Annotated in this window: 21 protein-coding genes; 6 read left to right on the top strand and 15 right to left on the bottom strand. The window is 70.8% G+C overall.

Annotated elements, in window-relative coordinates; translation table 11 throughout:
* Position 1: 1 nt before the first annotated feature.
* The 4 genes from CK206_RS01370 to serA form a co-directional block, all read right to left on the bottom strand.
* Positions 2-721, bottom strand: a complete 720-nt coding sequence (locus CK206_RS01370) for an exonuclease domain-containing protein (protein WP_096905289.1) — start codon at positions 719-721, stop codon at positions 2-4.
* The gene (locus tag CK206_RS01365) at positions 721-2583 is read right to left on the bottom strand and encodes a putative nucleotidyltransferase substrate binding domain-containing protein (protein WP_096905288.1); all 1863 of its coding nucleotides are present in this window, start codon (positions 2581-2583) and stop codon (positions 721-723) included. Before CK206_RS01365 ends, CK206_RS01370 begins: the two co-directional genes overlap by 1 nt.
* Before the next feature lie 97 nt (positions 2584-2680).
* The gene (locus tag CK206_RS01360) at positions 2681-3700 is read right to left on the bottom strand and encodes a 3-isopropylmalate dehydrogenase (protein WP_096905287.1); all 1020 of its coding nucleotides are present in this window, start codon (positions 3698-3700) and stop codon (positions 2681-2683) included.
* A gap of 17 nt (positions 3701-3717) precedes the next feature.
* On the bottom strand, positions 3718-5310 hold the full coding sequence (gene serA / locus CK206_RS01355) for a phosphoglycerate dehydrogenase (RefSeq protein WP_067718235.1): 1593 nt from the start codon (positions 5308-5310) through the stop codon (positions 3718-3720).
* Positions 5311-5459: 149 nt separating this feature from the next.
* Here serA and CK206_RS01350 point away from each other — a divergent pair, with 149 nt between their 5' ends.
* Positions 5460-6125: a hypothetical protein gene (locus CK206_RS01350; protein WP_096905286.1), complete on the top strand. Its 666-nt coding sequence runs from the start codon at positions 5460-5462 to the stop codon at positions 6123-6125.
* Positions 6122-7621: an NAD(P)/FAD-dependent oxidoreductase gene (locus tag CK206_RS01345; protein ID WP_096905285.1), complete on the top strand. Its 1500-nt coding sequence runs from the start codon at positions 6122-6124 to the stop codon at positions 7619-7621. Before CK206_RS01350 ends, CK206_RS01345 begins: the two co-directional genes overlap by 4 nt.
* An 8-nt stretch (positions 7622-7629) precedes the next feature.
* On the opposite strand, the gene CK206_RS01340 is transcribed toward CK206_RS01345, so the two are convergent.
* The 4 genes from CK206_RS01340 to CK206_RS01325 all read right to left on the bottom strand — a co-directional run bounded on the left by CK206_RS01340 (position 7630) and on the right by CK206_RS01325 (position 12790).
* Positions 7630-9246 (bottom strand): hypothetical protein, encoded by a 1617-nt coding sequence (locus CK206_RS01340; protein WP_096905284.1) that lies wholly within the window; start codon positions 9244-9246, stop codon positions 7630-7632.
* 77 nt (positions 9247-9323) lie between these two features.
* A complete protein-coding gene (gene ilvC / locus CK206_RS01335; RefSeq protein WP_096905283.1) occupies positions 9324-10337 on the bottom strand; it encodes a ketol-acid reductoisomerase in 1014 nt (337 codons plus the stop codon).
* 54 nt (positions 10338-10391) lie between these two features.
* The gene (ilvN, locus tag CK206_RS01330; protein ID WP_067718247.1) at positions 10392-10898 is read right to left on the bottom strand and encodes an acetolactate synthase small subunit; all 507 of its coding nucleotides are present in this window, start codon (positions 10896-10898) and stop codon (positions 10392-10394) included.
* Positions 10895-12790, bottom strand: coding sequence for an acetolactate synthase large subunit (locus CK206_RS01325; RefSeq protein WP_096905282.1), 1896 nt, complete (start codon positions 12788-12790; stop codon positions 10895-10897). Before CK206_RS01325 ends, ilvN begins: the two co-directional genes overlap by 4 nt.
* A 287-nt stretch (positions 12791-13077) precedes the next feature.
* On the opposite strand from CK206_RS01325, the gene CK206_RS01320 reads away from it, so the two are divergent.
* Positions 13078-13512, top strand: coding sequence for a PH domain-containing protein (locus CK206_RS01320; RefSeq protein ID WP_083249449.1), 435 nt, complete (start codon positions 13078-13080; stop codon positions 13510-13512).
* Here the strand turns inward: CK206_RS01320 and CK206_RS01315 are convergent.
* Entirely contained in the window at positions 13405-14880 is a 1476-nt protein-coding gene (locus CK206_RS01315) for a YhgE/Pip domain-containing protein (protein ID WP_227022020.1), read from the bottom strand. The genes CK206_RS01320 and CK206_RS01315 overlap by 108 nt on opposite strands.
* Before the next feature lie 189 nt (positions 14881-15069).
* Between CK206_RS01315 and ilvD the strand changes: the two genes are divergently transcribed.
* Positions 15070-16908 carry a dihydroxy-acid dehydratase gene (ilvD, locus tag CK206_RS01310; protein ID WP_096905281.1) on the top strand — a complete coding sequence of 613 codons (1839 nt, stop codon included), beginning with the start codon at positions 15070-15072 and terminating at the stop codon, positions 16906-16908.
* A gap of 39 nt (positions 16909-16947) precedes the next feature.
* On the opposite strand, the gene CK206_RS01305 is transcribed toward ilvD, so the two are convergent.
* Positions 16948-17766 (bottom strand): DoxX family protein, encoded by an 819-nt coding sequence (locus CK206_RS01305; protein WP_069388420.1) that lies wholly within the window; start codon positions 17764-17766, stop codon positions 16948-16950.
* A 67-nt stretch (positions 17767-17833) separates the two neighbouring features.
* On the opposite strand from CK206_RS01305, the gene CK206_RS01300 reads away from it, so the two are divergent.
* Positions 17834-18856 carry an oxidoreductase gene (locus tag CK206_RS01300; protein WP_096905280.1) on the top strand — a complete coding sequence of 341 codons (1023 nt, stop codon included), beginning with the start codon at positions 17834-17836 and terminating at the stop codon, positions 18854-18856.
* A gap of 96 nt (positions 18857-18952) precedes the next feature.
* Here CK206_RS01300 and gatB read toward each other — a convergent pair whose 3' ends face one another.
* From gatB to gatC, 5 genes are read right to left on the bottom strand one after another with little or no spacing between them, the layout of a single operon-like run.
* Positions 18953-20434, bottom strand: coding sequence for an Asp-tRNA(Asn)/Glu-tRNA(Gln) amidotransferase subunit GatB (gatB, locus tag CK206_RS01295; RefSeq protein ID WP_096907215.1), 1482 nt, complete (start codon positions 20432-20434; stop codon positions 18953-18955).
* Positions 20435-20444: 10 nt separating this feature from the next.
* On the bottom strand, positions 20445-21479 hold the full coding sequence (locus tag CK206_RS01290) for an ATP-dependent 6-phosphofructokinase (protein ID WP_096905279.1): 1035 nt from the start codon (positions 21477-21479) through the stop codon (positions 20445-20447).
* A gap of 57 nt (positions 21480-21536) precedes the next feature.
* A complete protein-coding gene (locus CK206_RS01285) occupies positions 21537-22922 on the bottom strand; it encodes a DHA2 family efflux MFS transporter permease subunit (RefSeq protein WP_096905278.1) in 1386 nt (461 codons plus the stop codon).
* The gene (gatA, locus tag CK206_RS01280) at positions 22919-24373 is read right to left on the bottom strand and encodes an Asp-tRNA(Asn)/Glu-tRNA(Gln) amidotransferase subunit GatA (protein WP_096905277.1); all 1455 of its coding nucleotides are present in this window, start codon (positions 24371-24373) and stop codon (positions 22919-22921) included. Before gatA ends, CK206_RS01285 begins: the two co-directional genes overlap by 4 nt.
* Positions 24370-24669: an Asp-tRNA(Asn)/Glu-tRNA(Gln) amidotransferase subunit GatC gene (gene gatC, locus CK206_RS01275; protein ID WP_067718272.1), complete on the bottom strand. Its 300-nt coding sequence runs from the start codon at positions 24667-24669 to the stop codon at positions 24370-24372. The genes gatA and gatC overlap by 4 nt, the downstream gene beginning before the upstream one ends.
* A 77-nt stretch (positions 24670-24746) precedes the next feature.
* Here gatC and CK206_RS01270 point away from each other — a divergent pair, with 77 nt between their 5' ends.
* Positions 24747-25403, top strand: coding sequence for an amino acid-binding protein (locus tag CK206_RS01270; protein ID WP_096907214.1), 657 nt, complete (start codon positions 24747-24749; stop codon positions 25401-25403).
* The last annotated feature ends 44 nt before the right edge of the window (positions 25404-25447 follow it).

Genomic DNA, 25447 nt, shown 5'->3' with positions numbered 1-25447 from the left:
CCTAGGCGGTCCGCAGGTCCCGCAGCGTTCGCGCCCCACGGTCGCGGAGCTCGGTGACCTGTGCGAGGTACAGCTCGGCGCAGGCGAGGGCGTCGACCAGCGGGTCGTGTGCGCGGTACTGCGGCAACCCGTACCTCTCGCGAGCACCCCAGAGCCGCAGCCTCTCGGGCGACGGGTCGGCGGTGAAGCCCATGTCGACGCCCCCGCCCAGGACCCGCCGGTGCAGTTCCAGGGTGTCGACGGACTCCAGTGGTGGCCGGATGCCGAACGTGCGCCGACACAACGCTCGCAGGAAGTCGACCTCTATCGGGCAGTAGTGCGCGACCAACACCCGCCCGGTCAGAGCCGTGAACACCCGGTCCAGGACGTCCTCGACATCCTCCCCGGTGGCCATCGTGTCGTCCATGAGTCCGTGCACGGTGGCACTCTGCCCCACCCCGTCGTCGTCGTCCGGACCGTGATCGGGACGCAGCAGCACCGATCCCGCTCCGCCCAGGACGATCCGGTCCCCGTCGACGGGGACGAACCCGACCGCCAGGACCCGGTCGTGCCGGGGATCGAGCCCGGTGGTCTCGACGTCCACCGCGAGGAGGGACAGGTCCTCGAGCGGAGTGGTCGGATCCGGCGGCGGTGTCTCCAGAAATCGCCGCAGTGGCCCGTCGGGGGCCCGGCGGGCGGCACTCCTCCGGCGGCCGGCCGCGGTCAGCCGTGGCAGGACCATCACATCTGTCCGACCCGGTATCGGATCTGCAGCGCGCTCTGCGCTCCCGCGATGATCCGGAACGCCGCCCGGAGCCGATGGCGGTCCTTGGTGCCGAGGGTCGACGGGTCCACGTTGTTGTCGAGGTCCGAGTGCTCCTGGATCTGACGTGCGTGGTGGCGCAAGGCCAGCCCGCGCAGGAACCGGAACGCCTCGATGAGGTTCTCGGCATCCGAGCGGGCGATCACCCCGGCGGTGGCCGCCGCGTCGAGCCGGCCGAGGGTCGACACCTCGTCCAGTCCCGCGGACAGGGCGTACAGACGCGCGATCTGGACGACGGGCGCGATCCCCCCGGCCTTGAGGTCCAGGGTGTTGCGGTACTCGCCCCGGCTCGCGACGACGAGTCCGCGCAGGAAACCGAGTGGCGGCTGCCACTCACACGCGATCCGGGCCAGATGCGCCTGGAAGCGCGGGCTGCCCTTCGAGCGGACGAGCATCTCGCGCTGGACGCGGGCGGCGAGTCCGCTTTCACCGTGGACGGGACGGAGGTCGAAGAACACCTGACTGTGCAGCACCGCGTCGGCTTCGGGGGCCCCGACCCAGTCCCGTACCGTCCCCTCCCACTCCGCGCAGGTCCGGCGCCACCGGGGGTTGGTCGCCATCACCCCACCGGGGCAGAGCGGGAAGCCCGCCCGGTCGAGTCCCGTGCAGACGCGGTCGGCGAGTTCCGCGAAGTACTCGTCGGAGCCGGGGACCCCGCCTGCCCTGTCGTCGAGGATCAGCGCGTTGTCCTGGTCGCTGGACACCCCGAGCTCACCCCGGGCCTGGGAACCGAGTCCCACCCAGCAGTACGGCACGGGAGGCCGTCCGAGTTCGGCCTCCGCCAGCGCTATCAGGCGCCGCGTCGCCGCGTCGGCGGTGGCGGTGACGACCCGGCCGATATCCCGCGGCGTGGTGCCCCGCCGGATGAACTCGCCGACCAGCGGCAGCAACCGGGCGGACAGTTCCGCCACCGTCTCGGTGTCGGGGGCCCGCGAGATCCGCGCGGCCAGATAGACGGGGTCCGCCTGCGCCAGACGGAGCAGGTCCCCGCTCGTGACCATGCCCGCGGGGGCGCCCTCCTCGCACACCGGCAGGTGATGGACGCCGCGTTCGATCTGGAGCAGGGTCGCGTCGAACGCGCGGGTCCGGGCGTCCACCGAGACCGGGTCGTGGGTCATGATCGTCGACACCGGCGCCGCGGTGTCACCGCCGACCGCGACCACCTTCGAGCGCAGGTCGCGATCGGTGAAGATGCCGACCACGCGTCCGTCCTCCACCACGAGCAGCGCGGAGACGCGTTCCCGCGACATGATCTGCGCCGCCTCGAGGATGGTGGTCCCGGGCCCCGTGGTGACCGCGTCGCGGGTGAGGAGATCGCCCACCGGTGTGCTCAGCGGGTCTCCCCCGGCCGCGGCGACCCGGGCGGAGGCGAGGTCCTGGCGGATCCGATCGCTCCGCGCACCGAAAAAGTCGCGGATACCGGGGTGGGCGGCCGCGAGCTCGTCGAACACCTCGCGCGGCATCTCGAGCAGCAGGGTGTCCGCGACCGCCTCCATGCGGTACCGCGACGGGCCGGAACCGGTCAGCGTCGAGTAGCCGAAGCAGTCACCCTCGTCGCGCGCGTCGAGCAGGGCACCGCCCGGGTCGCACACCTCGACGGCGCCCGTGCGGATGATGTGGAGGGTGTCGTTCGCGTCCCCCGCCTCCAGAATGACGGTCCCCCGCCGGTGGTAGCGCTGACTGAGCCGCGCGGGCAGGCGGTCGAGCACCTCTCCGGGCAGCTCGTCGAAAGGAGCGCAGCGCGCGAGGAAGTCCCGCACCTCGGCGAGTTCGACGTCCATTCCACCACTGTGGACGCCGACGGCCCGCGGTGTGATCACTTCTCGCGATTCACACCCGCGGGCCGGGGTCCGGACGTGGGGTCAGCGGGGCGGTGGTCTACCCGCTGACGGCCGCGACGATCCGGTCGCCCACCTCGGAGGTGACGATCGGGGCGTCGCCGCGCGAGCCGAGGTCCGCCTCGACGGCCGCCTCCACTCGATCGGCCTCGGCCGTGTGACCGAGGTGGCGCAGCAGCAGTGCCACGGACAGGATGGCGGCGGTGGGGTCGGCCTTGCCCTGTCCGGCGATGTCCGGGGCCGAACCGTGGACGGGCTCGAACATGGACGGGTTGGTCCCGGAGGCGTCGATGTTGCCCGACGCCGCGGTGCCGATGCCTCCGGTGACCGCGGCCGCGAGGTCGGTGATGATGTCGCCGAAGAGGTTGTCGGTGACGATCACGTCGAACCGGGACGGATCGGTGACCATGTAGATGGTGGCGGCGTCGATGTGGCAGTAGTCCACCTCGACCCCGGGGAACTCCGGAGCCACCTCGTCGATGGTGCGCTGCCACAGCCCACCGGCGTTGACGAGCACGTTGGTCTTGTGGACCAGGGTGAGCTTGTTGCGACGCGACTGCGCACGGGAGAACGCGTCGCGGACCACGCGCTCCACGCCGTACCGGGTGTTGACCGAGGTCTCGGTACCGATCTCGTGCGGTGTCCCCACACGGATCGCACCGCCGTTACCGGTGTAGAGCCCCTCGGTGCCCTCGCGGACGACGACGAAGTCGATCTCGCCCGGGTCCTTCAGCGGGGTGGCCGACCCTGGGAAGAGCCGGGAGGGCCGCAGGTTGACGTGGTGGTCGAGTGCGAACCGCAGCGGGAGCAGCATGCCCCGCTCGAGCACGCCGGCCGGCACGGAGCGGGGATCACCGATGGCACCCAGCAGGATCGCGTCGTGGCCTCGGAGGCTCTCCACGTCCGCGTCCGTCAGGGTCTCGCCGTTGCGGAGGTACCGGCGCGCGCCGAGGTCGTAGTCGGTCTTCTCGACACCGGGGACCAGCGCGTCGAGCACCTTCAGTGCCTCGGCCGTGACCTCGACGCCGATACCGTCGCCGGGGATGACTGCGAGCTTCATGATGTCGTCGTCCCCGCTCAGACCAGGTTGATCTGGGTCGCGGTGGCGTCGAGCTCGGAGACGATCCGGTCGACGGTCGGCTCGGCGACCGTGCGGTCGACCCGCAGGATCAGCGACGCGCCCTCGCCGGAGGCGTCCTGGCTCAGTGCGGCGGCCTGGATGTCGATGCCCTCCCCGCCGAGGATGGAGCCCACCTTGCCGAGCACGCCCGGGCGGTCGGAGTAGTGGACGAACAGGTTCTGGCCCTCGGCGCGCAGGTCGAACCCGCGCTCGTTGATCCGGACGATCTTCTGCACCTGGTCCAGGCCGGCCAGCGTGCCGGTGACATCGGCCGACGCGCCATCCGCGGCCACGGCCGTGACGGTGACGGTGCTGCGGTAGGACTTGGACTCGCTGTGGGTCTCCACCGAGTGGGTGACCCCCCGCTGCTCGGCCATCTGGCCGACGTTGACGAAGGTCGCGGGCTCGTCGGTGATCGCGGAGAACATGCCGCGCAGGGCGGCCAGCCCGAGAACGTCGACCTGCTCGGATGCGAGCTCGCCGGCGACGTCGATCCGGACGGTCGTCGGGATACCCGGGCACAGGTGGCCGGCGACCAGTCCGAGCTTGCGGACGAGGTCGAGCCAGGGTGCGACCTCGTCGCCGACGGGACCACCGGTGACGTTGACGGCGTCGGGGACGAACTCCCCGCGCAGGGCGAGCAGCACACTGCGGGCGACGTCGGTGCCGGCGCGGTCCTGCGCCTCGCTGGTGGAGGCGCCGAGGTGCGGCGTGACGACGGTGTTCTCGAGCTCGAAGAGCGGCGAGTCGGTGCACGGCTCGGTGTCGAACACGTCGAGCGCCGCGGAGCGGACCTTGCCGGACTTCAGGGCGTCGACGAGCGCGTCCTCGACGATCAGACCGCCGCGGGCGGCGTTGACGATCACGACGCCGTCCTTGGCACGGGCCAGCCGCTCGGCGTCGAAGAGACCGGCGGTCTCCTTGGTCTTGGGCAGGTGCATCGTGATGATGTCGGCGCGGGAGACCAGCTCGTCGATGTCGACCAGCTCGATACCCAGCTGCGCCGCGCGGGCGGCGGGCAGGTAGGGGTCGTAGGCGATGAGGTTGGTCTCGAAGGCGGCGAGTCGCTGCGCCACGAGCTGGCCGATGCGGCCCAGGCCCACGACGCCGACGGTCTTGCCGAGCAGTTCGACGCCGTTGAAGGAACTGCGCTTCCAGGTGTGCTCGCGCAGGGTGCGGTCCGCGGCTGGGATCTGGCGGCAGGCGGACATGAGCAGCGCGACCGCGTGCTCGGCGGCCGAGTGGATGTTGGAGGTGGGCGCGTTGACCACCATGACGCCGCGCTCGGTGGCGGCGGGGATCTCGACGTTGTCCAGGCCGACGCCCGCGCGCCCGATGATCTTGAGGTTCGGCGCGGCGGCGAGCACCTCGGCGTCGACGGTGGTGGCCGAGCGCACGAGCAGTGCGTCGGCGTCGGCGACCGCCTCGAGCAGCTTGGGGCGATCCGGGCCGTCCACCCAGCGGACCTCCACGGCGTCGCCGAGCGCGTCGACGGTCGACTGGGCGAGCTTGTCGGCGATGAGGACGACGGGCCGTCCGGATGCTGTCACAGTGGGTTCTCCTCGGTGTCTTTTCGGGCACGGCCAGTCTAGGGCACCTGTCACCGGCGCCGAGCAGTGGCCGGTACGCGCCCGGACGCCTACCGTGACGAGGGTCGGCGACCCGACGTGACCACCGCCGCGCGACGAACGGAGCACCGATGCCCCGCACTCCCCGGTCGGCCCAGCCGCCGGTCCGCTTCCCCGACCCCTGGTTGCCCGTGCTGGCCCCGGCACGCGGCCCGACGGCGGTGGCGATGTATCTGCGGGCCCACCTGTACGGCGCCGCGGTGGGGCGCAGCGTCCTGGACCGCTGCATCAGTGCGGTCGATCCGGAGGACCGGGTGCGGTTGGTTCCGCTGCGCCGAGAGTTCGAGGAGGAGATCGACACCGCCGCCCGCCTGTTGGCGGTGCTCTCACCTCTGGGGGCCCCGGGCCGTCGGCTGGTGCGGTGGTCCGCCGCGGTCAGCCTCACCGCACTGCCGGTGGGCACGGTGGTGCGCGATCCTCTGGCCCGGCTCGCGGTCCTGGAGGCGCTGCGCACCCTCGTGGTTGCGAAGCGCTCGATGTGGGAGTTGCTCGCCGCGTCGTGGGTCGCGGACGGCCCGGCGTCCGCTGCCGGGAGGTCCGGAGCGGAACCCGACGCCAGCAACGACGACAACTGCGACGACGATGACAGCAGCGACGACGAAGACAGCGGCGACGACGACGACCCCGGCGGTCCCGACACCGGCCGGCTGCTGCTGGGACTGGCCGAACAGGCCCGGTCACAGGAGGACCTGCTGGAGCAACTGCGACGCGCCTACGGTCTGGCGGTCTTCGAATGAGCGCGGCGGGGACCGTGCGTGCGGACGTCGTCGTGGTGGGCTCCGGCCCCAACGGCCTGGCTGCCGCGCTGTTGTGTGCGCGGGCCGGGCGGCGGGTGGTGGTGCTGGAAGCCCAGGAGACCATCGGTGGCGGGTGCCGAACCCTGCCGATGGGCGATATCGCGACCGGCATCCCGGAGGACGTCGTGAACGGGTTGCTGGTGGATCCGTGCTCGGCCGTGCACCCCATGGCGGGGGCATCCCCGTTCTTCCGTGGGTTCGACCTGCCGGCCCACGGGGTCGAGATGCTCACTCCCCCCGTTCAACTGGCTCACGCACTGCCGGCCCGCGACGCGATCGTCGTTCCCGCGTCCCCATCCCCCGCCGCCCTCGCAGAGGGCCTGGGGTCGCGCGCGGAGGCCGACCGGTGGTGGAGCCTCATGGGCCCCCTGGGTCGCAGGGCGGAGGACGTCGTCGCCACGGCCCTGTCCGATCAGCGCTCGGTCCCGCACCTGGGGGCGACCGCGGCGCTCGGCGCGGCGTTCGTCCGCGCCCACCCCCGCGGTGTGGTCGGCGATCCCCTCGGTCCGGACGGACGGACGCTGCTGTCCGGGATCTCGGCCCACGCGATCACCCCGCTGTCCTCCCCCGCCGCGACGGGGGTCGGCCTCGTCCTGGGCTCGTTGCTCCACTCGCCGCTCGGCTGGACGCTGCCGGTCGGCGGCAGCGGGGCCATCACCGCCGCACTGGCCGAGGCGATCCGGGATGCCGGGGGGGAGATCCGCACCGGGGTCGGCGTGGATTCGCTGGCACGGCTCGACGCCCGGGACGTCGTCTTCAACACGTCCTCCCGGATCCTCGGCGAGATCCTCATGGCATCCTCGCCCTCTCCGGCCGTGGCCCGCCGCGCACGCAGACTCCTGGAGGCGCCGGTCGGCGGGGCCGCGGCGAAGGTCGACCTGGTCCTGTCTGGCCCGGTTCCGTGGCGCGACGGCCGGCTCGCCGACGCCGGCACTGTCCACCTGGGTGGGGATTCCCATGCCATCGCGGCCGCCGAGCGCGAGGTCGCCGCCGGTCGGCACGCCGATCGGCCCATGATCCTCGTCTCCCAGCCGTGGGTGACCGACCCGGGACGAATCGCCCCGGACGGTCGACGTCCACTGTGGACCTACGCGCACGTGCCCGCGTTCTCCGACCGTGACCAGACCGAGCAGGTGCTCGCCGCGCTCGAGGCGGTCGCGCCGGGGGTGCGGGACGTGGTCGTGGCCGCCCACTGCACGCCCGCGGACCGGATGGCCGAGCACAATGCCAATAACGCCGGTGGGGACATCGCGGCGGGACGCGTGGACCTGCGGGGGCTCATCGCCCGCCCGGTGCCGCGGGCCGACCCGTTCGCGACCGGCATTCCCGGGGTGTGGCACGCCTCCGGCTCGACCCCTCCCGGCCCGGGCGTGCACGGCATGGCCGGGCAGCACGTGGCGGAGCGCATCCTCGGCGGGTTACCGACTCGCTGGTAGGAAGCGAATCACTGGTAGGACACGAACCACGGCCGGGGCTCGACCGCCATGGTCTGCTCGGGCGTGAACGTGGGGGTGTCCTCGTCATAGAAGTTCTTCCACGCCATCCGGATGCCGGACGGCAGCCCGCTGCGCAGGACGTCCCACGTCTCCATCTTCAGGTCCGGGGTGCCGTGACCGTCGGCGTGCAGGACGATTGACACCTCCGGCCTGGAGGTGTCGATCTGGTCGCGGTCGTCGATCATGGCCATGCTGAACTGGTGGAGGATGAGGAGCTTCTGTGGCCCTCCGCTGTCCCGGGTCAGGTCCGCCAGCCAGTCGGTGACCCGGTTGATCTCCTCGGCGTCCACCGACCCGATCTGCGCGCCCGGCTGTTGTCCCGGCTCGAGCTTCCACTCGGGGTCGAGCGCGAGTCCGACGTTCGGGCGGGTGAGCAACTCCTCGAAGATCCTCGCCTGATCGAGGAGGTCGGCCATGCCGGGCTGGAGGTCGATCACCGCGTACCCGCCGGCGTCGGTGATGGCGTCGATCAGCGGGACGAACTCCTGCGGGTCCCACTCGTTGGTGTAGTTGCCGTCGGGTCCGGCGGACGTCGAGGCGACCGTCGCGATGATCTCGAACGCCGGGATGACCGGTTCCGGGGAGTGCGGCTGGTACTCCCCGACCAACTGCTGAACCCGCGCCACGCTCTCCTCTGGTCCCTGCTCGCCGAGGATCCCCAGGGCAGGGGTGATCGGCGACCCGTAGGCGGCCACGAACCGCCGGCCCGGGAACAGCAGCTGTCCGCCGCCCGGCAGTTCGGGAACCGTCCGCGCCGTCTCCACCCGGTCCTCGAGTTCGTCCTCGGTGCCCCACCCGGGCCCGAGCGCGTAGACCGCCTCGGCGTCCCGCACCGCCTCCACGGACCCGCCGTCGACCCGCGGGTCCGGGGTACGGAGGTGGGACACCGCCGCCCCGACGGCCACTGCCGTCGCGACCGCCGCGACCGGCGTCTCGTCGTACACGAGCACGCTGGGTGCGCCCTCGCCGTCCCATGCGGGTTCGCCGCTGTCGAACGGATCGGGGGCCGCGCCCGCGCCGTCGGCAGCGGTGATCTCCCCGGCCGTCATCAGCGCAGGCGTACCCGGCACCTGGTGGACGGTGACGTCGTCGATCCGCCCCGGCGGGACCTCGACCTCGGAGTCGAACGTGATCCCGGTCAGCTCCTCGAGCTCCGGCCGACCTCCCGGGGCGTCGACCACCTCGCCGTCGTCGGGTGTGAAGGCCACCTGCCCGACCCGCAACACCCGCTCGGCGCCGAGTCGCGACACCTCGTCGGCCAATGCCGCGTCCCCGCCCTCGACGGCGGTGAGCATCGGTGCGTGCAACCCGACCGCGACGGAGGCGGCGCGCGCCTGCGCGGCGGCGTCCGGGGCTGCCACCACGACCACCGGGGCGGACTCGATGAGCAGTCTCGTGGTCTCCACGCCGGACCCGTCGGCGTCGGCGGCGACCCGCGTGCCCTCCACCGGGGCGGCTTCGGTTCTCGGTCCGCCGTCACCGGGGTCGGACGTACACGCCACGGTCGTCCCCACCAGGGAAACGGCGAGGACCGCCGCACCCACTCCTCGGTTGAAGTGGCGCACGGCGGTCCTCCTGCTGAAGTCGGGAATCGATCCCGGTGGACCCTACAGGGGCTTCACCGGGTCGGACCCGCGGACCCTCAGGCAGTCTCCGTGATCGGCCGGTCGACCCAGCTCATGAGGTCGCGCAGCTTCTGGCCGGTGACCTCGATCGGGTGCTCGGCGTTCTCCTTGCGGAGCTGCTCAAGCTCCTTATTGCCGCCCTCGACGTTGGCCACGAGGCGCTTGGTGAAGGTGCCGTCCTGGATGTCGGACAGGATCTCCTTCATGCGCTCCTTGGTGCCGGCGTCGATGACCCGCGGGCCGGAGAGGTAGCCGCCGAACTCCGCGGTGTCGGACACCGAGTAGTTCATGCGCGCGATGCCGCCCTCGTACATGAGATCGACGATGAGCTTGAGCTCGTGGAGCACCTCGAAGTAGGCGAGCTCCGGCTCGTAGCCGGCCTCGACCATGACCTCGAAGCCCGTCTTGACGAGCTCCTCGGTGCCGCCGCACAGCACGGCCTGCTCACCGAACAGGTCGGTCTCGGTCTCGTCCTTGAAGGTGGTCTTGATCACGCCGGCGCGGGTGCCGCCGATGGCCTTTGCGTAGGACAGCGCGAGCGCCTCGCCCTCGCCCTTCGGGTCCTGCTCGACGGCGATGAGCGCCGGGACGCCCTTGCCGTCGACGAACTGACGACGCACGAGGTGACCGGGGCCCTTGGGGGCGACCATCGCGATGGTGATGTTCTCCGCCGGCTTGATGAGGCCGAAGTGGATGTTGAGGCCGTGACCGAAGAACAGCGCGTCGCCGTCGCTCAGGTTGGGCTCGATGTCCTCGGTGAAGATCTGCGCCTGCGAGGTGTCGGGGGCGAGCAGCATGATGACGTCGGCCCACTTGGTGGCCTCGGCGGCGGTCATGACCTTGAGGCCGGCCTCTTCGGCCTTCGCGCGGGACTTGGAGCCCTCACGCAGGCCGATCGCGACCTCGACTCCGGAGTCGCGCAGGCTGAGCGAGTGCGCGTGCCCCTGCGAGCCGTACCCGATGACGGCGACCTTGCGGCCCTGGATCAGCGACAGATCCGCCGAGTCGTCGTAGAACATCTCCACTGCCATGGTGGATTCCCTTCGTGTTGTTTCGTGAAGTCGAGACTTGTGTAGGAGTCGAGACTATCGAGTGGTGTTGATGGACTTGGGGCCGCGTCCGAGCGCGACCATGCCGGACTGCACGATCTCGCGGATCCCGTAGCCGTCGAGCATCCGCAGCAGCGCGTCGAGCTTGTCGGGGGTACCCGTGGCCTCGAGAGTGAGCGACTCGGGTGAGACGTCCACGATGTGTGCGCGGAATAGACTCGCGATCTCCACGATCTGACCGCGGTTGGTGGCGTCGGCGCGGACCTTGACGAGAGTGAGCTCGCGGGCCACCGAGCCGGCCGGATCCTGCTCGACGATCTTGATGACGTTGACGAGCTTGTTGAGCTGTTTGGTCACCTGCTCGAGCGGGAAGTCCTCGACGTTCACGACGATGGTCATGCGCGACAGGCCTTCGGTCTCGGTCGGGCCCACGGCCAGCGACTCGATGTTGAACCCGCGCCGGGAGAACAGCGACGAGACGCGCGCGAGCACGCCAGGCTTGTCCTCCACCAGCACGCTCAGGGTGTGGGAGCGAGCGCTCACTGGTCCTCCTCCTCGGCGGCGATCACCGCGGCGTCGATCCGCTCGGTCGCCTCGTGGATGTCCGCGGCGTCGTCCGCCACGGAGTCGGTGTCGTCGAACAGCGGCCGGATGTCCCGGGCCGCCATGATCTCGTCGTTGGACGTGCCCGCCGCGACCATCGGCCACACCTGGGCGTCCTTGCCCACGATGAAGTCGATGAGGACCGGGCGGTCGTTGATCGCGCGGGCCTGTGCGATCACGTCGTCGACGTCCTCGGCGCGCTCACACCGCAGCGCCACGCAGCCCAGGGCCTCGCCGAGCTTGACGAAGTCCGGGATGTGCATGGAGTGGGTCGACAGGTCGGTCTGCGAGTACCGCTCCTCGTAGAACAGTGTCTGCCACTGACGGACCATGCCGAGGTTGCCGTTGTTGATCAGCGCCACCTTGATGGGTGCGCCCTCGATGGCGCAGGTGGCCAGCTCCTGGTTCGTCATCTGGAAGCAGCCGTCGCCGTCGATGGCCCAGACCTCGGCGTCCTGACGGCCGAACTTGGCACCCATCGCCGCGGGGACCGCGTACCCCATGGTCCCCAGGCCGCCCGAGTTCAGCCACGTGCGCGGCTTCTCGTACTGGACGAACTGGGCCGCCCACATCTGGTGCTGGCCGACGCCCGCGCAGTACACGGCGTCCGGGCCGGCGGCGGCGCTCAGCCGCTCGATGACGTACTCGGGAGACAGGGAGCCGTCCGACTGCGGGCCGTAGCCAAGCGGGAACTCACTGCGGATCTCGTCCAGCTCACCGACCCACACGGCGGGCTCGCCCAGCGTGCCGGATTCGCGCGCGCCGCGCAGCGTCTCGACGAGCTCGACGAGGACCTCCTTGATGTCGCCGACGATCGGCACGTCGACGGCTCGGTTCTTGCCGATCTCGGCCGGGTCGATGTCGGCGTGGATGACCTTGGCGTCCGGGGCGAAGGTGTCGAGACGACCGGTGACCCGGTCGTCGAACCGGGCGCCCAGGGTGACCAGCAGGTCGGACCGCTGCAGCGCCGCGACGGCGGCGACGGTTCCGTGCATCCCCGGCATGCCGTAGTGCAGCCGGTGGGAATCCGGGAACGCCCCGCGCGCCATGAGCGTGGTCACGACCGGGATGCCGGTCAGCTCGGCGAGCGCCATGAGCTCCGCGGAGGCGTCGGCCTTGATGACGCCGCCGCCGACATACAGCACCGGGCGCCTGGCCTTGCCGATCATCCGGGCGGCCTCACGGATCTGCTTGCCGTGCGGCTTGGTGACGGGCCGGTAGCCGGGCAGCTTCATCTCCGGCGGCCACGAGAACGTCATCTCGGCCTGCAGGACGTCCTTGGGGATGTCCACGAGCACAGCGCCGGGGCGACCGGTCTGCGCGATGTGGAACGCCTCGGCGATCATCCGCGGGATGTCCTCGCCGTGGGACACGAGGAAGTTGTGCTTGGTGATCGGCATGGTGATGCCCGAGATGTCGGCTTCCTGGAAACCGTCCGTGCCGATGAGTGCGGTCCCGACCTGACCCGTGATCGCCACGATCGGGACCGAGTCCATCTGCGCGTCCGCGAGCGGGGTCACCAGGTTGGTGGCGCCGGGGCCCGAGGTCGCCATGCAGACGCCGACCCTTCCGGTCGCCTGGGCGTAGCCGGTCGCTGCGTGACCGGCGCCCTGCTCGTGCCGGACCAGGACGTGCCGGACCTTGGCCGAGTCGTAGAGCGGGTCGTAGACCGGCAGGATGGCCCCGCCGGGGATGCCGAAGACGACCTCGGTGCCGATCTCCTCGAGGGACCGGACGACGGCCTGGGCCCCCGTCATCCGCTCTGGGGCCGCGGACCGGGCCTTCTGCTCTGCACCCGGACGGGGTCCGGGCTGTGCCGTTGGTGCGCTCACTTCAACTGTCCTTCATGCTGGTCGTGGAGCCGTGGTTCGTGGTCGGGCGTGATCGTGGATTTCTCTGACCGCGGTCTGACCCGGCAACAAAAAACCCCCGTCGGCCACGAAAGGCCGGCGAGGGTGCGCGTCGACGGAAAGCCAGGTAGGGCTCAGGCGCCGACGCGCCGGCCGAGTACGAGACCGTTCCAGGTGTTCACGAGGCCCAGACTAGGCCGCGGCCGACGGCAGCGTCAACTCGTGGAACATCGATCCCACTATGTGGGCCATGCCAGACTGGAGGCATCATGAGTGCCCCTTTCAGAGCTCCCGTCCCGGAGTCGAGCCCCCGCGATCACGCCCTCTTCCGGGTCAACCCGATGTCGTACGTCGTCATCGCCATTTTCGTGCTGGCGATTCTCTGGCCCGTCACGTCCTACCCCGTCGCCCTGGGCTGGCTGGTGCTGCTCCCCGTCGCCTTCGGTTGGTGGGTGGCCCGGACCTGGACCCGACTGGACGAGGACGGTGTCCACCTGTCGTCCTGGCGCTCCCGACGGTCCGTGCCGTGGGACGAGGTCAGGGGTGTGATGTTCCCCAAGCGTGGGTTCGCCCGGCTCGTGACCACCTCTGACACGTCACTCCCGATGGGCGGGGTCTCGTTCCACGACCTCCCGCGGCTGTCCGGCGCCAGCCGTGGCCGTATCCGCGACCCGTACGCCGCGAGCGGACCCGAGTCCGCCTGACCCTTGCGCTCCGCCTGACCCTCCCGCTCCGCCGGTCACCCCGCGGCCGGCGGGGACCCGGTCGGCCACGGCCTGGCGTCGCATACCCATCCGCTCGTAGACGACGGTGACCGCCACACCCACGACGAGTCCTGCGACCGCCCAGCCGCCGAGGACCCGGACCGCGTGTCCGAGACCCGCCTCCCACCCGGAGTCGAAGAACATGATCGACCGCAGCCCGAGGTAGGCCTGGTGCATCGGCTGCAGTGTCCCGATGGCGACGAACACCCGCGGGAGCATCTCGGTCGGGGTGGCGCCGCCCGAGGTGGGGATGCCCAGCACCACGAACACCACGAGGTTCACGAGCAGACCGGCGTTGCCGACAGCAGCGATGATCGTGTGCGCACACACCCCGACCGCGACGATGACCAGGTTCGAGAACCAGAACATGTCCCACGGGTCGTACCCGGTGACACCGATGATGTCCGCCACCCACAGGACGAGCCCCGAGACGAGCGGCGCCGTGATCAGCGTGACCACCCACTTGCGGGCCAGTGTCTGGAGCCGCCCGAACGGCGCCACGTGGACATGGAGCGCCACCGGCCCGATCTCCAGCGGGATGAAGCCGAGACGGGCGTCGAGGAGGGCGGAGATGATCATCGCCCCGGTGAATCCCGCCAGGATCACGACCAGCGCGTAGAACATCGGGAGCGACGCGTTCGACACCCCGTCCGGCAGCGGGTTCCACGCGACGACGTCGATCGCCACCGGATCGGAGAGCGCGACCGCGGCCGCGGCGCCGACGGTCCTGCCCTCGGCCTCGGCCAGCAGCCGGGACTGCGACAGCAGTTCGGTCCCCATCCGGTCGTGGAACGATTCCTGCATCGCGTCCGCCATGGTGTTCATGACCTGACCGGAGACGATGGACACGCGTGGCGAGTACTCGAGTGAGATGCGGGCGCGTTCGGGTGGCCCCGCCGCGTCGCCCGCCTCCGTCGCCGCGGCCTCGACGAGCCCGGCCACCCGCCCGCTCAGTTCGGGTGGGATACGGACCGCACCGAAGTACGTGCCGTCCCGGAGGCCCTCCTCGGCGGCCTCCGGATCCACCACGTGCAGCCGGACCCTCCCCCAGTCGTTGTTCTGGAGCAGCCCCGCGGTGATACGCGACCCCATGTCGAGACCACGCGGACCGATCGGGGTCTCCAGGGTCGCGGCGACGTCCTCGTCCACCACCGCCACGGGGATGTACCTCGCGTGGGACTGCGGATCCGCGGTGCCCCCCAGGTACATGAACGACAGGAGGAAGAACAGTCCACAGACCAGGGCCACCGCCCCCGCCGAGTGCGAGAGGAACTCACGTAGCCCACCCGTGTGACCGGAGTCGGTCATGTCCATCCCCATTCGCGTCACGTCGAGGCCGGCCGGATGGCCGACCGTGAGAAGAGTAGACCCACATCGGGGCGTATTGTGTGGTGGTCACGGCGCGATCGGGTGTCGCCGCGGGGCGCGCGCACACCGCGGCCCCGTACGGCACGACTCCCGGAATGCGCCCTCCCCATCGAGTCGGAGCGAGGTCCCATGCCGCCCCTGAGGTCACGAACCAGTACCGCCGGACGCAACGCCGCGGGGGCGCGTGCCCTCTGGCGCGCGACCGGCATGACGGACTCGGACTTCGGTAAGCCGATCATCGCGATCGCGAACTCGTACACCCAGTTCGTGCCGGGCCACGTCCACCTGAAGAACGTCGGTGAGATCGTCGCCGAGCAGATCGCGACGTCGGGCGGCGTGGCCCGGGAGTTCCACACCATCGCGGTGGACGACGGGATCGCGATGGGCCACGCGGGCATGCTCTACTCGCTGCCCAGCCGGGAGATCATCGCGGACTCGGTGGAGTACATGGTCAACGCCCACACGGCGGACGCCCTGGTGTGCATCTCGAACTGCGACAAGATCACCCCGGGCATGCTCAACGCCGCGATGCGGTTGAACATCCCCACCGTGTTCGTCTCCGGCGGGCCGATGGAGTCGGGGTTCTCCGTCGTCGTCGACGGCGTGGTCAAGGCGGGCTCGGACCTCATCACGGCGATCTCCGCGTCCGCCAACTCGGCCGTGGACGACGAGGGCCTCGACGCCATCGAGCGCTCGGCCTGCCCGACGTGCGGGTCCTGCTCCGGGATGTTCACCGCCAACTCCATGAACTGCCTCACCGAGGCCCTGGGGCTGTCGCTGCCCGGCAACGGCTCGACCCTGGCCACCCACAGTGCGCGGCGTGAACTGTTCGCCGAGGCCGGCCGGGTCATCGTCGACCTGTGCACCCGCTACTACCGGGACGAGGACTCCTCGGTGCTCCCCCGTTCGGTCGCCACCAGGTCGGCGTTCACCAACGCCATGGCGCTGGACGTCGCGATGGGCGGCTCCACCAACACCGTGCTCCACATCCTCGCCGCCGCGCAGGAGGGCGAGGTCGACTTCGACCTGGGCGACATCGAGCAGATCTCCCGCCGGATCCCCTGCCTGGCCAAGGTCGCGCCCAACTCGGACTACTACATGGAGCACGTCCACCGGGCCGGCGGCATCCCCGCGATCCTGGGCGAGCTGTACCGCGGGGGCCTGCTAAGGACGGACGTCCACTCGGTCCACTCCCCGTCGCTCGAGCAGTACGTCGCGGACTGGGATATCCGCAGCGGCACCGCGACCGAGAAGGCGATCGAGTTGTTCCACGCGGCCCCGGGCGGGGTGCGGACGATCGAGCCGTTCTCGACCGACAACCGCTGGGAGTCGCTCGACACGGACGCCGAGAACGGCTGCATCCACTCGGTCGAGCACCCGGCGACCGCGGAGGGCGGGCTCGCGGTCCTGCGCGGGAACATCGCGCCGGACGGGTCCGTCTTCAAGACCGCCGGCGTGTCCGAGGACAATTTCCACTTCTCCGGTCCGGCCAGGGTGGTCGAGTCCCAGGAGGAGGCCGTCTCGGTCATCCTGGACAAGACGCTGCAGGCCGGCGAGGTGCTGGTGGTGCTCTTCGAGGGCCCGGCCGGCGGTCCGGGGATGCAGGAGATGCTGCACCCCACGGCGTTCATCAAGGGCGCCGGCCTCGGGACGAAATGCGCGCTCATCACCGACGGCCGCTTCTCGGGCGGGTCGTCCGGGCTGTCCATCGGTCACATCGCCCCGGAGGCCGCCTCGGGCGGCCCGATCGGCCTGGTGCGTGACGGTGACATCGTGACCATCGATGTCGCCACGCGGTCCATCTCGGTGGATGTCGACGACGACGAGCTGTCCCGCCGCCGCGCCGAGAGGGGCCCTCTCCCGTGGCGGCCGGTCAAGCGTGATCGGAAAGTGTCCACCGCTCTCCGCGCGTACGCCTCGATGGCGTCCTCGGCGGACAAGGGTGCCGTGCGCATCCTGCCCGACTGACGCGCCTGGTCAGGGCCGCGCGCCCCGGCTCCCGAGCTCTCAGCCCGCGGTGACCGGGGCGCTGTCGGCTGAGGAGGTCAGCGGGTTGGTGCCGTTGAGGAAGTACCACACCAGACCGGCGATGACCGCCACGACGATCACCCACACGACGCCGCTGAAGCGGGGACGGTGGGACCATGCCCACTTGCGGTCGGCGGACCATCGCCCCGGTCCGGAGAAGAGGAGGGTCACCAGCGCCGCGGCGTAGAGGATCGACACCTCGAGTCCGCGGGTGGTGTCACTCAGCACGGGGATGGGGTCGGTCCCGGTCAGTCGGATCGCTATCCCCAGTCCGATGAGCCCCAGCAGACCCGCCGCCGCCACCGGGGTCGCGAGTCCCACCACGAGCATGACGCCCGCCACCAGTTCGACGGCGCCGCCGGCGATCGCCAGGATGCGGGCCTGGTCGAATCCGGAGTCGGTGAGGGTCTGCGTGAACCCGTCGATCCCGGGCCCGCCGAACAGTCCGAAGAGCTTCTGCAGTCCCCGCATCGCGAGGAGGACGCCCACGGCCAGTCTCAGGACGAACAGCCCGAAATCGGCCGTTCCCCGGCGGCCGATCGTGTCCCGCGACGCGGGCGCGATGGTGGTGGGCTGGTCACCGAAGGGCAGGGGCGAGGACACGTCGTACCCCCCGGACTCGGCGAACTGCGAGTAGTCGGTGCGCCCGGCCGCGGGGAACGCGGTGGTCGCGCCGTCCCCCGAGCCGCCCCGCGAACCGGCGCCCGCGCCCTGGGCGTTGGGGACGTCGAGCGGGTAATCGACGTCGTGGATGATCTCGGTACGGGCGTCGTCGTCTCCGCGCTTTGAGGAAGTCACGGATCGACTGTAGGCCGATTCCGGTGCCCGGACGCTGAAGGACACGGCGCGCCGTAGTCTGGTCGGCATGAGATCGCTCCCGCTGCTGCTGGCACTGGCCGTCGCCGTGTCCGGTTGCGCGAGGTTCGACGACCGCCTCGAGGACCCGTTCACGCCCGCGGCCGGGCCGGGAATGGGTGCCGCTCCGCCGAGCCCTCCCGGCGCACCGACCCCGCCCCCGACGTCGCGCCGCGGGGAGCCGGAGCCCCCGGCCGAGACGGGCCCCTGCGTCGATCCCGACCCCGCCGTCATCGCGACCTGCCTCGAGCCGGCCGTCGCGGTGGCCGGGCTCGGTGAGCGAGCGCTGGTCGCCGAGTCCACGGGCGGGGTGAAGATCGTCTCCGCCGATGCCGACCCCGAGCAGTTCGGCAGGGTGGATCCCCGGTCCGGCCGGGTGGCCGCGGTCGCGCCGTCCCCGGATTTCGCCCAGGACCGGTTGGTGTATCTCCTCGTCGTCGGCGACGGACCCACCCGGGTCGAACGACTGGCGCGCGGCGACGCCCCCCGCACGATCGCGGAGCTCGCACCCGCGGACAGCGGTGGCCTCGCGTTCGTCGACGACATCCTGACCGTCGGCGCCGGCTCCGAGGTCGTCCGGTTCCCGACGTTCACCGGGATCGGTCGCGCGGAGGACCCCCAGGTGATCGGACGCGACCTCGGGCGCATCCAGGCGTTGTGTCCTCTCGGCGAGGATCTCTTCCTCTCCACGGTCACCGACCGCGGTGCGGCGATCCGGACACCCGATCGCACGGTGTGGACGTGGCCGGACCAGCGTTCCGCCGGTGGGTGCGCCGCATCCGAGGGCACGCTCGCCATCGCCCTCCCGGACGCCGAGCGGGTCGACACCCTCCAGACCGCCGGCGGCGCGGCTCGCGGTCAACCCGAGGCGCTGGCCGAGGGCCGGTACGGGCGACTGACCGGGTTGTCCGTCGTCGGCGAGGGCGTCCTGCTGGCGGGCACCACCAACAAGGATGGTGCATCACCGGTGCCCACCGATGACCGGGCCGTGATCCTCCCCCAGTCCGGTGGTGGCGGCGACGCCCGTACGTAGCCGCGGTTCGACGCCACGCGCGAGCGCGCGCGTGTGGCGTACGGTCGGTCCCCGTGGTCGAGCCACGCACAGCTCACCGCGCGGACAGCGCATCGCCTAGTTGCAGGCGGCGATCACCAGTTCCTTCACCCGGGCCGGGTCGGCCTGACCGCGCGTCGCCTTCATGACGGCACCGACGATCGCGCCGGCGGCCTGGACCTTGCCCGAACGGATCTTCTCCGCGATGTCGGGCTGCGCGGCCAGGGCGTCGTCGACGGCCTTCTGCAGCGCCGAGTCGTCGCGCACCACCTCGAGGCCCTTGTCGGCGACGATCTGGTCCGGCTCGCCCTCGCCGTCGAGGACGGCGTCGACGACCTGGCGGCCGAGCTTGTTGGTGAGCTTGCCGTCGGCGACCAACTCGATCACGCGCGCCAGCTGCACCGGCGAGATCTCGAGTTCGGTGAGCGCGACGCCGCGCTTGTTGGACTGCTGCGTCAGGTACGACACCCACCACGAGCGGGCCTCGGCGGCCGGAGCGCCCGCGTCGACCGTGGCGAGGATCAGGTCGAGGGCCCCGGCGTTGACGAGGTCCCGCATCTCCTCGTCCGAGACCCCCCAGTCCGCCTGGACCCGGGCGCGGCGAACCCACGGCAGCTCCGGCAGCGTCGCGCGGATCTCCTCGATGAGCTCCTCGGTCGGCTCGACGGGCGCGAGATCCGGCTCGGGAAAGTAGCGGTAGTCCTCCGCCGACTCCTTCGGCCGGCCGGAGGTGGTGGTGCCGTCCGACTCGTGGAAGTGCCGGGTCTCGAGCACGACCTCGTCACCCGCGGTGAGCACGTCCGCCTGGCGGCACATCTCGTGGCGGACCGCGATCTCGACGCTGCGGAGGGAGTTGACATTCTTGGTCTCGGTGCGGGTGCCGAACTCGGTGGCGCCCTTCGGCATCAACGAGACGTTCGCATCGCAGCGCATCGAGCCCTGGTCCATCCGGACGTCGGACACGTCGAGGCTCCGGAGCAGATCACGCAGCGTCGTGACGTAGGCGCGCGCGATCTCGGGTGCCCGCTCCCCCGCACCGACGATCGGCTTGGAGACGATCTCGATGAGCGGCACGCCCGCGCGGTTGAAGTCGAGCAGCGAGTGGGTGGCGCCGTGGATGCGACCGGTGGCGGACCCGACGTGGGTGGACTTGCCGGTGTCCTCCTCCATGTGCGCGCGCTCGACCTCCACGCGCCACGTGCTGCCGTCCTCGAGCTGCACGTCGAGGAAGCCGTCATGGGCGATCGGCTCGTCGTACTGCGAGATCTGGTAGTTCTTCGGCTGGTCCGGGTAGAAATAGTTCTTCCGGGCGAACCGACTGTACGGCGCGATAGAGCAATTCAGCGCCAGACCGATCTTGATGGCCCACTCCACCGCCTGGCGGTTGGCCACCGGCAACGCGCCCGGCAGGCCGATGCACACCGGACACACCTGGGTGTTGGGATCCGCCCCGAACGCGGTGGGACACCCGCAGAACATCTTGGTGTTGGTGTGCAGCTCTACGTGCACCTCCATGCCCATGACGGGATCGAAACGTGACACGACCTCGGTGAACTCCATGCGGAACAATCTAGCCGAAGAGGCAGGCGGCCTCGCGGTAGCGGTCCTCCGGGACGGTCTTGAGCACCGCGACCGCGTCCTCTACCGGCACCATCTCGATCGACTCCCCACGGAGCGCGACGATCTGTCCGAAATCCCCCCGGTGCGCGGCGTGCGCCGCGTGTACCCCGAAACGGGTCGCGAGCACGCGGTCGTACGCGGTCGGCGTACCGCCGCGCTGGATGTGGCCCAACACGGTCGTCCGGACGTCGCGGTTCATGCGCTCGGCGATCGCGGACGCCATCTGGTCGGCCACCCCGGTGAACACCTCGTGGCCGAACTGGTCGGTGCCGCCCCGGCGCAGCGTCATGCCGGAACCCTCGACCGGCGTCGCGCCCTCGGCCACCACGCAGATCCCGTACGCCTCCCCCATCTGGAACCGGCGCTTCATCACCTTGCATACGTAGTCGATATCGAACGGGACCTCGGGGATCACGATCATGTGCGCACCGGACGCCAGGCCCGCGTGCAGTGCGATCCACCCGGCGTGCCTGCCCATCACCTCGACGAGCATGACCCGCTCGTGCGACTCCGCCGTCGTGTGCAGCCGGTCGATGGCATCGGAGGCGATCGAGACGGCGGTGTCGAATCCGAAGGTGTAGTCGGTGCCTCCGACGTCGTTGTCGATGGTCTTGGGCACACCCACCACGGGGATGCAGTTCTCGGTCAACCAGCGGGCCGCCTTGAGCGTGCCGTCGCCACCGATCGCGACGAGCGCGTCGATCGCGTGGCGCTCGAGGGTCTGGCGGATCACCGGCAGACTCGCCGTCAGGACGTCGGGGTTCAGGCGGCCGGTTCCGAGGATCGTGCCACCGCGGAGCAGGATGCGATCGATGCCCTCGTCGTCGAACAGCGGTACGGCACGGTCGTTCACCAGCCCGGCCCACCCGTCCTGGAACCCCAGGACCGGGGAGTCGTACTCCGAGTTGGCGGTGCGGACCAGGGCGCGGATGACCGCGTTGAGTCCCGGACAGTCGCCGCCGGCGGTCAGTACACCTATACGCACGTCGAGCTCCTCTCGGTTACCCCGCAGTCTAGGTCCGCCCGCCCCGCATCGCGGCGGTCACCGCCCCGGGCTCACCGACTGTTCACCGGTACGGAACGCCATGGTGGCCAGCCCTCCCAGCAGGACGACCACGGCGGGGAGGAACATCGCGTCGGCCACCGCCTGACCGATGTCACCGTGGGCGACGAACCGGGCCTGGACCACCGCGCCGATCGCGGCGGACCCCAGCACCGCCCCGACCTGGCGGGTGGTGTTGTAGACACCGGAGCCCGCGCCCGCCGACGCCAATTCGAGGCGCCGCATCGCGGTCGATGACGTCGGCGCCCACACACACCCGTTGGCCACCCCCATGAGGGCGATCGGACCGAGCAGGACGGGGATCGAGGTCTGGGCATCCATCACCAGCGCGAGCCAGAACAGGGAGACCGCATACGAGAAGTACCCGATGCCCGTGAAGATCCGCGGATCGAGACGATCCGCCCAGCGTCCGACCAACGGCGCCAGCACACCCGCGATCAGGGCCATGGGCAGCAACATCATCCCCGCGCGGGTCGGGCTGAGTTCCTTGACCCCCTGGAGGTAGAACATGAGCGGCACCATCGTTCCGGCGGTGACGAAGCCGATCGTCGAGACGCCGAACGTCCCGATCGAGAAGTTGCGATCCCGGAACAGTCGTAGAGGAACGAGCGGCTCGGTGCGGACGCGGGACTGCCACCACACGAACACGGCGAGACCCACCACGCCCGCCGCGATGAACCCGGCGGTGGTCCCGCCCCATCCGTGTTCCTCGCCCTGCTGGATCCCGAACACCAGCAGGAACATGCCCACGGCCGACAGGACGATCCCGGCTACGTCATACGAGCGCGACCTCGTCTCCAGTACAGGGACCCAGAGCCATACCAACACCACCGCGAGGACACCGAACGGGATGTTGACGAAGAAGATCCACCGCCAGTCGAACGCGTCGATGAGCACCCCGCCGAAGACCGGACCCACCACGGAGGCGATACCCGCGACCGCACCCCACGCACCCATGGCCGCGCCGCGGCGCGCGGGTGCGAACACGCGCGTGATGACGCTGAGCGACTGAGGGGTGAGCAGTGCCGCGCCGAATCCCTGGAACACCCGCGCCACGATGAGGGTCTCGATGTCGGGCGCCAACCCGCACCACAGGGAGGCGCCGGTGAACAGCACCAGGCCCGAGATCGACACCCGTCGCGGCCCGATCTGGTCCCCCAGCCGACCGGTGAACAGCAACGGCACCACGTAGGCGAGCAGATACGCGCTGGTCACCCAGATGACCTGGTTGGTCGTGGCGCCGAGCTGGGTGACGAACGCGTCGGTGGCCACCGCCACGATCGTCTGGTCCACCAGGATCATGAAGAACCCGATGACGAGTGCCGCGAGCGCCTTCCATGCGTCCCTCTCGGGGACGGTCGTCACGCTATCGCGCCTCTCGCGGCCTCGTAGGCGGCCCCGACCCGGTAGAGACGGTCGTCGGCGAGTGCCGGTGCCATGATCTGCAGACCGGCGGGCAGGCCCTCCACCAGACCGGACGGCACGGACATCCCGCAGTGACCGGCCAGGTTCAGCGGCAGGGTGCACAGGTCGAACTGGTACATCGCGACCGGGTCCTCCACCTTGTCCCCGAGCGGGAACGCGGTCGTCGGCGTGGTCGGCGAGATCAGGACGTCGACCTTTTCGTAGGCGGCATCGAAGTCGCGCGCGATCAGCGTGCGTACCTTCTGGGCCTGACCGTAGAACGCGTCGTAGTAGCCGGCCGACAGCGCGTAGGTGCCGAGCATGATGCGGCGCTTGACCTCGGGGCCGAAGCCCGCCTCGCGGCTGGCGGCCATGACCTGGTCGGCCGACCCGTCACCGGTCCGCAGGCCGTAGCGCATGGCGTCGAAGCGTGCCAGGTTGCTGGAGACCTCGGACGGGAGGATGAGGTAGTAGGCGGGCAGCGCGTAGCGGAAGTTGGGGCACGAGACCTCGACGATCTCGGCACCCAGGTCGCGCAGGGTGTCCACCGCGCCGCGGAACGACTCCTCGACGCCGGGCTGGTAGCCCTCGCCGGAGAACTCCGTGACCACGCCCACCCGCAGGCCCGTCAGGTCACCCTTCCCGCCCTCACGCGCGGCGGCGACGACGTCCGGGAACGCCACGTCGAGGCTCGTCGAGTCGCGCGGGTCGTGCCCCGCGATGACCTGGTGCAGCAGCGCGGTGTCCTCGACCGTGCGGCCGCAGGGCCCGCCCTGGTCGAGCGACGACGCGCAGGCGACGAGCCCGTAGCGCGAGACCGTCCCGTAGGTGGGCTTGACACCGACCGTCGCGGTGAGCGCGGCGGGCTGGCGGATCGACCCGCCGGTGTCGGTACCGATGGCGATCGGGGCCTGGTGCGAGGCCAGCGCCGCGGCCGAACCACCGCCGGAACCACCGGGGGTGCGGCTCGGATCCCACGGGTTGCGGGTGGGGCCGTAGGCCGAGTTCTCGGTCGACGACCCCATGGCGAACTCGTCCATGTTGGTCTTGCCGAGGATCGGGATCCCCGCCTCGCGCAGTCGCGCGGTGACCGTGGCGTCGTACGGCGAACGGTAACCCTCGAGGATCCGTGAGCCACAGGTGGTGGGGGCGTCGGTGGTGGTGAACACGTCCTTGAGGGCGATGGGCACGCCCGCCAGGGGTCCGAGCTCCTCGCCGGCCGCCAGTCGGGTGTCGACGTCTTGGGCCGCCCGGAGAGCCTCGTCCGCGCCCACGTGGAGGAACGCGTTGATCTCGCCGTCGACCTCGTCGATACGGTCCAGGTGCGCCCGGGTGACCTCCTCCGAGGACACCTCCCGCGCGGCGATCCGCCCGGCCAGCTCGGCGGCGGTGGCGGTGGTGAGCTCGGTCATGCGTCCTCCCCCAGGATCTGCGGAACCTCGAAGCGCTGTTCGTCGGCTGCCGGGGCCTGGTCGAGTGCCTGCTCCGGGGTGAGGCCGGGCGTGACCACGTCGTCGCGGTAGACGTTGGTGATCGCGGTGGGGTGGCTCATCGCGGGCACGTCCTCCGCGGCGACCTCGGACACCGCCTGCACGTGGTCGAGGATGTCGGTGAGCTGCTGTGCGAACGAGTCCAGCTCGGAGTCGCTCAGTTCCAGGCGGGAGAGCCTGGCCAGATGCGCGACGTCCCCGCGTGAGATCGAGGTCACGTGCCTGCCCCTTTCCGTGACGTGGTCGGTACCGGCCCAGCCTAGTCAGCCCGAATGCGTGCGGCACAATGGGCGTCATGTCTTATCTGCTCCGTGTCATGCTGCCCGACCGACCGGGCAGTCTCGGCTCCCTCGCGGTGGCGCTGGGGACCGTGGACGCGGACATCATCAGCCTCGACGTGGTGGACCGGTTCGACGGGGTCGCCGTCGACGACATCGTCGTGGAGGTCCCGCACGGCACCTTCCCGGACGCCCTCATCACCGCCGCCGAGCGCCTGGACGGCGTGATGGTGGACTCCCTCCGGCCGTTCGGCGGGATCCTCGACGCGCATCGGGAACTCGAACTCATCGACGCCGTCGCCGGGGCGGGTGCCGGGGCTTCCCAACTGCTCGCCGACGAGCTCCCGGCCGCGCTGCGCGTCGGCTGGGCGCTGGTCGTGGAGGTGACCGCGGACGCGCGGTGCCGTCTGATCGCGCGGGGCGAGTCCGCACCGATGTGGGAGGGCGGCGAGGTCTCCGTGCTGTGCGGCCTGGAGCGGGTGACCGCACTGGACGACGACGACGACGGCGTGCCGGCGGAGTGGACGGCCATGGACACCTCGCTCGCGGCCGCGCCGTTGAACTCGGGACACATCCTCGTGGTGGGCCGACCGGGCGGTCCCTCGTTCAGGCCGTCCGAGGTCGCTCGGCTGGGGTACCTCACGGGGATCCTGCGGTCCCTCGACGCCGGCTGACCGGGCGGGCCCGCCGCTCCCTCGACGCCGGTCCGGCACGGATG

The sequence above is a fragment of the Dietzia sp. WMMA184 genome (assembly GCF_002441635.1).
Classification (GTDB): domain Bacteria; phylum Actinomycetota; class Actinomycetes; order Mycobacteriales; family Mycobacteriaceae; genus Dietzia; species Dietzia kunjamensis.
This window is presented reverse-complemented; position numbering and strand designations above follow the sequence as displayed.

Bases quoted from the DNA above. Each gene is read 5' to 3' on its own strand.
- CK206_RS01370 (WP_096905289.1), bottom strand. From the start codon at position 721: ATGGTCCTGCCACGGCTGACCGCGGCCGGCCGCCGGAGGAGTGCCGCC.
- CK206_RS01320 (WP_083249449.1), top strand. From the start codon at position 13,078: ATGAGTGCCCCTTTCAGAGCTCCCGTCCCGGAGTCGAGCCCCCGCGAT.
- CK206_RS01270 (WP_096907214.1), top strand. From the start codon at position 24,747: ATGTCTTATCTGCTCCGTGTCATGCTGCCCGACCGACCGGGCAGTCTC.
- CK206_RS01300 (WP_096905280.1), top strand. From the start codon at position 17,834: ATGAGATCGCTCCCGCTGCTGCTGGCACTGGCCGTCGCCGTGTCCGGT.
- ilvC (WP_096905283.1), bottom strand. From the start codon at position 10,337: ATGGCAGTGGAGATGTTCTACGACGACTCGGCGGATCTGTCGCTGATC.
- CK206_RS01350 (WP_096905286.1), top strand. From the start codon at position 5,460: ATGCCCCGCACTCCCCGGTCGGCCCAGCCGCCGGTCCGCTTCCCCGAC.
- CK206_RS01315 (WP_227022020.1), bottom strand. From the start codon at position 14,880: ATGACCGACTCCGGTCACACGGGTGGGCTACGTGAGTTCCTCTCGCAC.
- gatA (WP_096905277.1), bottom strand. From the start codon at position 24,373: ATGACCGAGCTCACCACCGCCACCGCCGCCGAGCTGGCCGGGCGGATC.
- CK206_RS01360 (WP_096905287.1), bottom strand. From the start codon at position 3,700: ATGAAGCTCGCAGTCATCCCCGGCGACGGTATCGGCGTCGAGGTCACG.
- ilvD (WP_096905281.1), top strand. From the start codon at position 15,070: ATGCCGCCCCTGAGGTCACGAACCAGTACCGCCGGACGCAACGCCGCG.
- CK206_RS01365 (WP_096905288.1), bottom strand. From the start codon at position 2,583: ATGGACGTCGAACTCGCCGAGGTGCGGGACTTCCTCGCGCGCTGCGCT.
- CK206_RS01345 (WP_096905285.1), top strand. From the start codon at position 6,122: ATGAGCGCGGCGGGGACCGTGCGTGCGGACGTCGTCGTGGTGGGCTCC.
- gatB (WP_096907215.1), bottom strand. From the start codon at position 20,434: ATGGAGTTCACCGAGGTCGTGTCACGTTTCGATCCCGTCATGGGCATG.